At 63.5% G+C, this 10,457-nt stretch carries 11 protein-coding genes; 2 read left to right on the top strand and 9 right to left on the bottom strand.

What is annotated here, in order from left to right; genetic code table 11:
- Nucleotides 1-176: 176 nt before the first annotated feature.
- Complete coding sequence (locus E5W87_RS13270; protein ID WP_292397850.1) at nucleotides 177-1,661, bottom strand: carboxypeptidase M32; 1,485 nt, start codon at nucleotides 1,659-1,661, stop codon at nucleotides 177-179.
- 185 nt (nucleotides 1,662-1,846) lie between these two features.
- On the opposite strand from E5W87_RS13270, the gene E5W87_RS13265 reads away from it, so the two are divergent.
- A complete protein-coding gene (locus E5W87_RS13265; RefSeq protein WP_292397849.1) occupies nucleotides 1,847-2,200 on the top strand; it encodes a DUF1304 domain-containing protein in 354 nt (117 codons plus the stop codon).
- Between the two features lie 165 nt (nucleotides 2,201-2,365).
- Here the strand turns inward: E5W87_RS13265 and E5W87_RS13260 are convergent, their stop codons facing one another.
- The 7 genes from E5W87_RS13260 to E5W87_RS13230 all read right to left on the bottom strand — a co-directional run bounded on the left by E5W87_RS13260 (nucleotide 2,366) and on the right by E5W87_RS13230 (nucleotide 8,388).
- Entirely contained in the window at nucleotides 2,366-2,764 is a 399-nt protein-coding gene (locus E5W87_RS13260; RefSeq protein ID WP_292397847.1) for a hypothetical protein, read from the bottom strand.
- A gap of 241 nt (nucleotides 2,765-3,005) precedes the next feature.
- Complete coding sequence (locus E5W87_RS13255; protein WP_292397845.1) at nucleotides 3,006-4,001, bottom strand: peptidoglycan -binding protein; 996 nt, start codon at nucleotides 3,999-4,001, stop codon at nucleotides 3,006-3,008.
- A gap of 1 nt (nucleotide 4,002) precedes the next feature.
- Nucleotides 4,003-5,028 carry a MotA/TolQ/ExbB proton channel family protein gene (locus E5W87_RS13250; protein WP_292397843.1) on the bottom strand — a complete coding sequence of 342 codons (1,026 nt, stop codon included), beginning with the start codon at nucleotides 5,026-5,028 and terminating at the stop codon, nucleotides 4,003-4,005.
- Between the two features lie 105 nt (nucleotides 5,029-5,133).
- Nucleotides 5,134-5,826, bottom strand: a complete 693-nt coding sequence (locus E5W87_RS13245) for a hemolysin III family protein (RefSeq protein ID WP_292397841.1) — start codon at nucleotides 5,824-5,826, stop codon at nucleotides 5,134-5,136.
- A gap of 145 nt (nucleotides 5,827-5,971) precedes the next feature.
- Nucleotides 5,972-6,772 carry an inositol monophosphatase family protein gene (locus E5W87_RS13240; RefSeq protein WP_095487429.1) on the bottom strand — a complete coding sequence of 267 codons (801 nt, stop codon included), beginning with the start codon at nucleotides 6,770-6,772 and terminating at the stop codon, nucleotides 5,972-5,974.
- A 40-nt stretch (nucleotides 6,773-6,812) separates the two neighbouring features.
- Nucleotides 6,813-7,379: an elongation factor P gene (efp, locus tag E5W87_RS13235; RefSeq protein ID WP_292397838.1), complete on the bottom strand. Its 567-nt coding sequence runs from the start codon at nucleotides 7,377-7,379 to the stop codon at nucleotides 6,813-6,815.
- 136 nt (nucleotides 7,380-7,515) lie between these two features.
- Entirely contained in the window at nucleotides 7,516-8,388 is an 873-nt protein-coding gene (locus tag E5W87_RS13230; RefSeq protein WP_292397837.1) for a LysR family transcriptional regulator, read from the bottom strand.
- Between the two features lie 107 nt (nucleotides 8,389-8,495).
- Between E5W87_RS13230 and E5W87_RS13225 the strand changes: the two genes are divergently transcribed.
- Nucleotides 8,496-9,512: an NAD(P)-dependent alcohol dehydrogenase gene (locus tag E5W87_RS13225; RefSeq protein ID WP_292397836.1), complete on the top strand. Its 1,017-nt coding sequence runs from the start codon at nucleotides 8,496-8,498 to the stop codon at nucleotides 9,510-9,512.
- Nucleotides 9,513-9,555: 43 nt separating this feature from the next.
- Here the strand turns inward: E5W87_RS13225 and E5W87_RS13220 are convergent.
- A partial coding sequence (locus E5W87_RS13220) for a tetratricopeptide repeat protein (RefSeq protein ID WP_292397834.1) occupies nucleotides 9,556-10,457 on the bottom strand: 902 nt, incomplete at its 5' end.

Genomic DNA, 10,457 nt, shown 5'->3' with positions numbered 1-10,457 from the left:
TGTCCGCCCCATGCCCTGTACATCCCGCCAGATACAGTCGAATGCCACTAGTGATAGAAAAGTAAATTGCGTCCTGCAAGGCAGGGTAGCTCCGCCTGGACAGAGAATGGTGGATCGTGCGGTATCTTCGAGGGCACCAATGATCGGCCAGGCGGGATGGGTAGGAGGGGTGCGGCTTAGCCGCCGTAGCGCTTCTTCAGGTGCTCCGTGAAATACGCGGCGTTCAGTTTTTCACCTGTCGCCCGTTCGAGCAGCTCCGGCGTCGACCAGCGCGAGCCCTGCGACCAGATCTTTTCGCGACGCCAATTGTTGATGGCGCTGAAGTCTCCCTTGGCGAGGTCCTCGTCGGCTGAGGGATGGTCTCTGGTCAGCGCCGCCCATTGCTGGGCCGCCATCATGGCGCCCAGCGTGTAGGACGGGAAATAGCCGAAGGCGGCACCCGGCCAGTGCACGTCCTGCATCGGCCCGTCGGCCGGATTGTCGATGGTCGACAGGCCGAGATAGTCGCGCATCTTGGCGTCCCAGGCCTCGGGCAGGTCGGCGGCCTCCAGCCGCCCCGAGACAAGCTCCTGCTCCAGCTCGTAGCGCAGGATGACGTGCAGCGGATAGGTGACCTCGTCGGCGTCGACGCGGATCAGGCCGCGCTTGACCCGATGCACATGCGGCAGGATGTCGTCGATCGACCACGTTTCGCCGAGGTGCCTTTCGATCACCGGCAGCGCCCAGCGCCAGAATTCTGGATTGCGACCGATCTGCTTCTCGACGAACAGGCTCTGGCTTTCATGCACGGCCATGCCGCGCGCCTTGCCGAGCGGCCAGTGCGCCCACGCCTTCGGCAGGTTCTGTTCGTAAAGCGCGTGGCCGGTCTCGTGCAGCACGCCCATCAGCGCCGATAGGAAGTCGGAGGTCTTGTAGCGGGTGGTGATGCGCACGTCGCTCGGCACGCCGCCACAGAACGGATGATGCGACACCGAAAGCGAGCCGTGGGTGAGGTCGAAGCCAACCGCCGCCATCATGGCAAGGCCAAGCTCGCGCTGCTTTTCGATCGCATAGCTGCCCGAAAGCGGCTTCATCGGGTGTTTCGCCAACCGTGCCTCCTGCACGGCCAATGCCTCCGGCACGAAATCCCTGAGGAAGGTCTTCAGCTCGGCGAAGACCGGCGTGATGTCGGCGGCACGGTTGCCGGGATCATATTGCTCCATAAGCGCGTCGTAGGGGTCGAGACCGAGCACCTCGGCGCGAAGTGCGGCCTCCTCGCGCACCAGCGCCACGACGCCTTCGAGCGCCGGCAAGAATCCTGCCCAGTCGTTTTTCGCGCGCAGGTCGCGCCAGAGTTGCTCGGAGCGCATGCGCGCCGTCGTTTGGCGCTCGACGAATTCGACCGGCAGGCAGGTCAGGTTGGTGTATTGCCGCCGGAACTCCTTGACCGCTGCCTGCTGTTCTTCGTTCAGCGTTTCCTGTTCGGCCGCTGCGATCCAATCGGCGATCTCCGGCGCGGTCGCTCTGGCGTGATGCATGCCGGCCAGCGCCGACATTGCCTCGGCACGCTTCTCGCCGCCGCCGACGGCCATATGGGTCGCCTCGTCGGCGCCGAGAATGGCGAGCGCATGTTCCAGCGCTTCGAGTTTGTGGCCGAGGTCGTCGAGTTTTTGAAAGGACATGGCAGGTTCCGCTGAATTTGAACGGCGGGAAAAGATACCAATGCGTCGGCATTGGCAACCCTCAAGGCCGTCTGTGATCGGCACATCGACCAGCGACGGTGCTCGACGCGAGGCATCTTGCGGGAGCGGCGGCGCCCGTGATCAATATCACCAGGCGGCGCCATGCCGCGACGGGGAGACGAAGCATGATTGCCAATGTGCTGGTCGGGCTGGTGGCGCTGATCCACCTCTACATCGTCTATCTGGAGATGGTGCTGTGGAACACGCCGCGTGGCCACAAGGTGTTCAAGCTGACGCCGGAATTCGCCAGCGGATCGAAAGTGCTCGCCGCCAACCAGGGGCTTTACAACGGCTTTCTTGCCGCCGGGCTGATCTGGGGGCTCTATCTCGGCGAGGCTGGTTTCCAGATCAAGATCTTCTTCCTGCTCTGCGTCGCCATCGCCGGCCTCTATGGCGCGGCGACGGTAGGCAGGAAAATCCTTTATATCCAGACCGCACCGGCCGCAGTTGCTCTGGTCGCACTTTGGCTGGGAGCATGACCCCGAAAATCGGTATCGATCTCGGAAAGGTTCATGCGCGGATTTCAAAACAGGCTACAGCGTCCTTTGCGCGTCCCAAAAGGACGCGCGGCGCTGTAGTGGAAGGGATCAGCAAGATCAAAGGATCATGCGCAAGATCAAACTGCGGCGCTGTAATGGATGATTTCAGCCTCTTGGATAATTTGGGCCGTAGCCGTTTGGATAATATCCGCCATCGGCGCCGTTGCCGATAAGGAAGGCGCTGCCGGTGGCAGCCCGCAGCTTTTGGCTCACATCATCGAGCTGCGCCAGCAACCGCTGATATTGCGTGACCGGCATCGTTCCATCTCGCGCGGCCCTCTGGGCGGCCCGATCAAGCTGGGTGATCTGCGTGCGCAAGTCACGCGCCTCGCCCGGCTCGAGCTTGTTCGCCTGCATGGCGGCCCGGATGCCCGTATCCACGCTTTGTATCTGGTTGATCAAAGCTGTCTCACGCGGGCCGGCGTAGGCGCCAGCAAACGGAACGGTGACGAGAAGTGCCGTAAGCGTTGCAGTCCTGAGGGTTTTGCGAGTGAAAGAGCGCATGGTTGCGTCTCCTTTTACTGGGGAAGGCGGCGGTTGGGACGCTCACCTTCCGGCCGTGGGTCGTCCGGTTCCGTCGCGTCGCGATGGGCGGTTCCCACCGCCGGCGGTTCTCGGCCCCTTGACACAACCTAGGAGCGGTTCTCGGCAAAGTGTAATCAAAAAAAGGTAATCTTTTCAGACCTTGACGGCCTGCACCGGCACGCTAAATCCGCGCGTTCGCCCTGAGCCAGCCCGGTCCGGATCAACGCTCGGTCAGTTTCAGCTCGATGCGGCGGTTCTTGTTCCGCGCGTCTTCGGTGTCGGCGGGATCGAGCGGCTGGAATTCGCCGTTCTCGATCAGGAACTTCACCACCGAGGTTGAGCGCGCCGTCGACAATTCCCAATTGTCGCGGTAGCGGCCGGTGCCCGATAGCGGCTTGTCGTCGGTGTGGCCGTCGACACGCAGCACCCAATTGATCTCCGGCGGGATCTCCTTCTGCAGGTCGATGATGGCGTCGGCGAGCTTCTTCATCTCGACCTTGCCCGCGTCGTTGATCACTTCGGAGCCTGTCGGGAAAAGCACTTCCGATTGGAAGACGAAGCGGTCGCCGACGATGCGGATGTTCTCGCGGTCGGCGAGGATTTCGCGCAAGCGCCCGAAGAAGTCGGACCGGTAGCGGTTCAGTTCCTGCACACGCTGCGCCAGTGCGACGTTCAGGCGGCGGCCGAGATCGGCGATCTTGGTGTTGGACTCGCGATCGCGCGTTTCGGACACGTTGAGCGCTTCTTCGAGCGCCCCGATCTGCCTGCGCAGCGCCGCGATCTGCTGGTTGAGGATTTCAACCTGGCTCAGTGCCTGCTGGCTGATCTGGCGCTGGCTGTCGAGTTCACCCGAAAGTGCCGTGGCACGCTGGTTGGCCGCGTTGCCGGCACCGGCACCTTGCGCCAACAATTGCTCGAGCCGGCTCTTTTCCGCCTCCGATGCCGACAGCGACGCCTGCAAATTGGCGAGCGAATCTTCCTTGTCCTGCGTCGTCGAGCGCTCCAGCGCCAGAAGCTGGGTCAGTTCGTTGATCTGCAAATTGAGGCGGTTGAGCACCGTGTCCTTGCCGGAGATTTCCCGGCCGAGCAGGAACTGCGCCAGCACGAAGACCGTGAGCAGGAACATGATCGCGAGCAGCAACGTCGACAGCGCGTCGACGAAGCCCGGCCAGTAATCGATGCGGCGATCGGTACGCCGGCCCCTGGCGAGAGCCATCCTAATGAACTCCCGGCTTCTTCAGCGCGTCGGCGATCTTCTCCAGCGTGCTGCGCATCGCCTTCTGCTCGTCCGATTGGGCCTCGACCCAGTCGCGCATGATCTGCTGCTCCGAGCGCATGTTCTTGACCAGGCCCGAAATGCCGTCGGCAAGATTGGCCATGGCGGTGGCGACGCGCGGATTGGCGCCGCCGCCATTCTCCTGCATGCTGCGCAGTTTTTCAGACAGGACGCGGATCTCGTCGGAGGATTCGGCCTTGGCCGGTTCGGCGACGACGATGTCGGAGGACAGGTCGGTGACCGACGACAACCAGTTTTCGAGTTCGGTGTAGAAGCGCGTCTGGGCGCGGCCAGCCTGCAGGTCGAGAAAGCCGAGCACCAGGGAGCCGGACAGGCCGAACAGCGAGGACGAGAAGGCGGTGCCCATGCCGGCCAGCGGCGCGGAAAGCCCCTGCTTCAGCGATTCGAGCACGGCGGCGGCATCGCCGGTGCCGGGATCGAGCGACTCGATGGTTTCGCGGATCGAGCCGATCGTGTTGAGCAGGCCCCAGAAGGTGCCGAGCAGGCCAAGGAACACCAGCAGCCCGACAAGATAGCGCGAGGTGTCGCGGGTTTCGTCGAGGCGGGTGGCGATCGAATCGAGCATGGTGCGCATTGAGCTGGTCGAGAAGGCGATCGTCGACGAGCGGCCGATCATCGCCTTCATCGGCGCCAGCAGCACCGGTTCGGTGGTTTCGGAGCCGGCCCGAAAGGAGTTGACCCAGCGCACTTCGCGAAACAGCCGGCCGACCTGAACGAAGGCCAGCAGGATGCCGACGACAAGCACGCCGATGATCAGGCCGTTGAGGCCGGGATTGGTGACGAAGGCGCTCGAGATCTGACGGGTCAGGATGGCGGCGATGAAGGCGACGATCATCAGGAAGATGACCATGGTCATGAGAAAGACCTGCGGGCTCGACAATTTGTGCGGGTCGTACATCAGAACGTCGGAGCGTTTGCCCATGCCGAAAGATTTGAGAAGAGTCATCCGTGCCCCGTTTCCGATGCCGCCGATCACGTTGAGCGCGACTCTAAACGGAATTATGACGAAATTGAATGGCGTGTGGCAATATTGCCGACCGGATCATTGGCGTCAGAGTCGATTGATGATCAGGCAGTCAACCATGGCCGCCAGATGCAGGCCGGCGCCGGTGACGACAAAGCCGTGCCACAGCGCATTGTGGAAGCGCAGGCCCTTCCAGGCGAAGAAGATGACGCCGCAGGAATAGACGATGCCGCCGGCAACGATCAGGGCGATCGATGTCGTCGGCAATGTCTGGACGAGCGGCTCGACAAGAACGATGCCGCTCCAGCCGATGGCGAGATAGAAGACGATCGCCAGCCGGTCGAAGCGGCCGGGAAGAAACACCTTGATGGCGATGCCGATCGCTGCAGCAGCCCAGACCAGGACAATCATCGAGATGGTCAGCGGCGAGCCGTCGAGCTGAGCGAGGAAGGGCGTATAGGTCGCGGCGATCAGCAGGTAGATCGCGGCATGGTCGAAGCGCCGCAATATCCACTTGGCTGGCGACGACACCGGCCACAGATTGTAAGCCAGCGACACCGACAGCACGGTGAGCAGCGAAACCACGTAGAAAGCGGCGGCGATGTATTCGCCCGGACCGGTATGGAAGGCGGCCAGCGCCAGCAGCGCCGAGCCGGCGGCAATAGCCAGCACGATGCCCACCGCATGGACGACGCCGTCGGCGATCATTTCGGCGCGCGAATAGTGCCAGCGTCCCACGAAGGGGATTTCGATCTGGGATTCGGGCCCGATATCCGTCATGAACGATCCTGCATCACCTCTTATCTGGGCCGATCCAGGACAGTATTTCAAGCTTTGGTTGCGGTTTTGCGACTGCGGCGGTTCAGCGCGCCAAGTCCGCTAGAGCCTGATCCGTCCCGATAGAATCGGGATGGGCCTTTTTGATCTAGCGCGGCGCCACCGGCTTCCTGACGGTCTTCAACAGCGCCCGCTGGATGATCTCGTTGCCGGCGACGACCGAGCCGCCATCCAGCATGTTCTGCCCGCCGGCGAAGTCGGAGATGAAGCCGCCCGCCTCGCGGATCAGCAGGATGCCGGCGGCAACGTCCCAGGCCGACAGGCCGGTTTCCCAGAACCCGTCCATGCGGCCGGCAGCGACGTAGGCGAGATCGAGCGAGGCGGAGCCGAGGCGGCGCACGCCCGAGACTTCGGCCATCACGTTGCGCAGCTCGACCAGGAAATTGCCATGCTGGCCGCGGCCGAGATGCGGCACGCCGCAGCCGATCACCGTGTCGATCAGCTTGGTGCGGCCGGCGACCCGCAGCCGGCGGTCGTTCATGAAGGCGCCGCCGCCGCGCTCGGCAGTGTAGAGCTCGTCCATCGCCGGATTGTAGACGACACCGGCGACGATCTGACCCTGGCGCTCCAGCGCGATCGAGATGGCGAACATCGGAATGCCGTGCAGGAAATTGGTGGTGCCGTCGAGCGGGTCGACGATCCAGCGATGCTGGCCGTCGTCGCCTTCGATCAGGCCGCGCTCCTCCATCAGGAAGGCATAGCCCGGCCGCGCCTTGGACAGCTCGGTGAAGAGGATGTCCTCGGCCTTGCGGTCGGCCTGGCTGACATAGTCGCCCGGGCCCTTCATCGAGACCTGCAGGTTCTGCACTTCGCCGAAATCGCGCGACAGCGAGCGGCCGGCCTTCATGGCGGCCTGGACCATGACATTGAGGATCGCGGAACGCGCCATTGTGCTTCTTCCTGCTGCGCTTCTTCCTGCTGCCGGGCCTTTAGTCGGCGCGGCGCACGTAAGTGATTTCGTTGGTGTCGACGATGATGCGCTCGCCCGAACCGATGAAGGGCGGCACCAGCACGCGGATGCCGTTCTCAAGTATAGCCGGCTTGTAAGACGAGGCCGCGGTCTGGCCCTTCACCACCGGATCAGCCTCGGTGATGGTCAGTGTCACCTGGTCGGGCAGCGAAATGCCGATCGGCCTTTCATCATAGAGCTGGACCATCACCATCATGCCGTCCTGCAGGAAGGCGGCGCGGTCGCCGACGAAGTCCTTCTGCAATTCAAGCTGCTCGTAGCTTTCGGTATCCATGAACACCAGCGCTTCGCCCTGCTCGTAGAGGAAGGAGAAATCCTTCATCTCCAGCCGGATCTGTTCGACGGTTTCGGCGGAGCGGAAACGCTCGTTGAGTTTGGTGCCGTTGATCAGGTTCTTCAGCTCGACCTGGTTATAGGCGCCGCCCTTGCCGGGCTTGACGTGATTGGTCCTGACCGCCACCCAAAGGCCGCCATCATGCTCGATGACGTTGCCGGGACGGATTTCGTTGCCATTGATCTTGGCCATGAGGATGTGATCCGGGATGAGATTTTCGCTATGAAAGCGATTTGGTGCCTCCAAGACCACAAATCTCCGGGAGAGGCAAGGAGCGCCTTCCGATGAACCAGGAACGAAGCTGGCCCGGCAGCGCGGTGCGGCAGACTCAGTCCGTCCTGACGGTCGCGGTGACGGCCTCGGTCACGGCGTCGGCAACCTCTCTCAAAAGATGCAGGTGCGGCGAACGCAGGACGACAATTCGCAGCGCCAGTTCGAGGCCGGGAGCGTCGACCAGCGCAATGCCCTCCCACAGCTTTTCCCGCAGCAGCCGCGTGGGCAGCAGGCCAAGGCCTTGGCCTCGACGAACCCAGTCGATCTGCAGCGCGCTGTCTTGAATCTCGGCGCCGACCATCAACCTGTGGCCGCCCTCGGCAAGGGCAGCCGCCAGCCGCCGGCGCGCGTCGCAGGGCTCAGGGCTGAGGACCCAGGGCATGGTGTTGATGTCGGCCTGCCGGCCGGCGTTTTCGGCAGCGATGATGCCGAGGGGCTCGGTTCCGACAACGCCGTCGCCAGCTTTGGAATTGCTGCCGTCCAGGATGAAGGCGAGGTCGAGCTGTCCGCGCTTGTGCTGGTCGGCTAGCTCAAGACTCCAGCCGCTCTTCAGGCGCAGCGAGACCTTCGGAAACCGCGCCACGGCATCAGCAATAGCGGTGGCTACGGCTTTGTCGCAAAGTCCATGCGCGAGGCCAAGACGCAGCAGACCCTCCGGCTCGTCGCCCTTGGCGAATAATCTCAGCGCGTCGACGGCGGCGAGAATGTCCTTGCCGCGTGCCAGCACCTCGACTCCGGCCGGGGTCAGTCGCGACGGCTTTAGCCGGCGGTCGAGCAATTCCGTGCCGAGCATCTCCTCCAGCCGCTGAATCTGGCGGGTGACGGCCGGTTGCGTCAACGGCAGGCGTTGCGCCACCTTCTGAATCGAACCCTCCTCGGCAAAGAGGGCCAGTGTTTTCAGTTCTTCAAGCACGAGACACCAGAACATGTCAGAAAAGCATAATTATCCTGAACATTATGAATTTGAAATTGGGTGGATGGCAAGCGATTTTCCTCCGGCAGGACCCAGCAAGGGCCAGCAGGAAAGGAACGACGATGAAAGCAATCGAATTGCAGAGCCCCGGCGGCCTCGAGAACCTCAGAATGGTCGAGCGGCCGATGCCTGAACCAGGGCGCCAGGAGATGATTGTGAAGGTTAAGGCGACGGCGCTGAACTACCGCGATGCCGAGATCGTCCGCGGCAGCTATCACACGAAGTTTGCATTGCCGCTGGTGCCGCTGTCTGACGGCGTTGGCGAAGTCATTGCCATCGGCGCCGAGGTCAGCCGGTTCAAGATCGGCGACCGGGTCTGCGGCACGTTCTGGCAGCGCTGGGTCGGCGGCAGTTTCGCGATGGCCGAGCCCTCCTATCAACGCGGCGGCCAGACCGACGGGCTGCTCAGCGAATTTGCCCGGCTCGACGAACAGGCGGCGGTGCTGGCGCCAGCCAATCTGAGCGACCTCGAGGCGGCGACGCTGCCATGCGCCGGCGTTACGGCATGGCAAGCGCTGTTTACGGAAGGTAGCGTCAAACCCGGCGACACCGTGCTTTGCCTCGGCACCGGCGGAGTTTCGCTGTTTGCGGTGCAGTTCGCCGCCGCTGCCGGGGCGCGCGTCATCGTGACGTCGAGCAGCGACGAGAAACTTGAACGGGCAAAGCAACTTGGCGCGCAGGATGGTGTGAACTATCGCAGCGTCCCCGACTGGGCATCGGCCGTGCTGGGATTGACCGATGGCCGCGGCGCCGACCATATCATCGAGGTTGGCGGACCGCAGAGTTTCGCACAATCGCTGAGGGCAGCGGCGCGCGGCGCCCAGATCAACGTCATCGGCTATCTCGGCGGCAGTGACGGCGCCATCAACCCGCTCGACATCTTCCGCCAGCAGGTCAGGGCGCGAGGCATACCGGTGGGCTCACGCGAATCCTTCGAGGCGATGAACCGCGCCATTGTCGTCAACCGGTTGAGACCGGTGATCGACCGGGTCGTGCCGTGGAGCCAGGCTACCGATGCCTTTCGGTACCTTGAACACGGCTCGCCCTTCGGCAAGGTCGTGCTCGATCATATGCAATGAGCCCGCCTGACGAGCCCGGGCGCAATGAGTCGCGAGATCGCGGTCAGGGCAGGCGGTTGGCCTTCTGCAGCGCCTGCTTCGTCTGGTCGTCGGTCAGGCCTTGCAGAAAATCGTCCATTTGCGGATCGATGAGCCCGGCGCGACGGGCGACGACGTACCAGGCGCCGGCAAGGATCGGATCCGGATCGGTGCCGATGCCGCCCATGTAAAGCTTAGCGAGGCGGTTCTGGGCGGCGACATTGCCGCCTTCGGCGGCCTGCTTCATCCAGCCGAAGCCGGACTTCAGGTCACGGGCGCCACCACGTCCCTCGATCATCCAGGCGGCGAGATCGATCTGTGCCGTATCGTAGTTCTGCCGTGCTGCCTGCGCCAGCAGCCCTCGGGCCTGGACATCGTCGCGCGGCTTGCCGCCGACGCCATTGGCATAGACCTGCGCCATTGCATATTGCGCGTCGGCAAGGCCGGTCGCGGCGGCGCGCTGATAGTAGGACACGGCCTTTGCGATGCCGGCATCGCCGGGGTCCTGCTGGACCAGCAGCTGCGCGAAATTGAACTGTGCCAGGCGGTTCCCGGCCTCGGCGGCGGCCTGCATCAGCGCGTAGGCCCCCTTTTCGTCCTTTTTGACGTAGCGGCCGTCGAGCAGCATCAGCGCATATTGGAACTGCGATTCCGGTATGCCCCGCTCGGCGGCAAGCGCGTACCACTTTGCCGCCCCTGCCGCGTTGACCGGCACGCCAAGACCGCGCGACAATATTTCGGCGACCAGCGTCTGCGCCGCCGGATCGCCGTTCTGGGCACGGACCAAGGCGAGGTTGTAGGCCGTCTTGTAAAGGCCGCGCTGGAAGGCGCCATAGGCAGAATCCGACGGCTTTGCACCGAAACGGTCGGGATTGATGGCGTCGGCCGACGGCAGCGGGGCCGTGGTGGCGGGCTGTGGCAGCGGCG

Source organism: Mesorhizobium sp., assembly GCF_004962925.1.
GTDB lineage: Bacteria > Pseudomonadota > Alphaproteobacteria > Rhizobiales > Rhizobiaceae > Mesorhizobium.
Note: the sequence above shows the minus strand (reverse complement) of the source record. Positions and strands in the feature narration are given on the sequence as shown.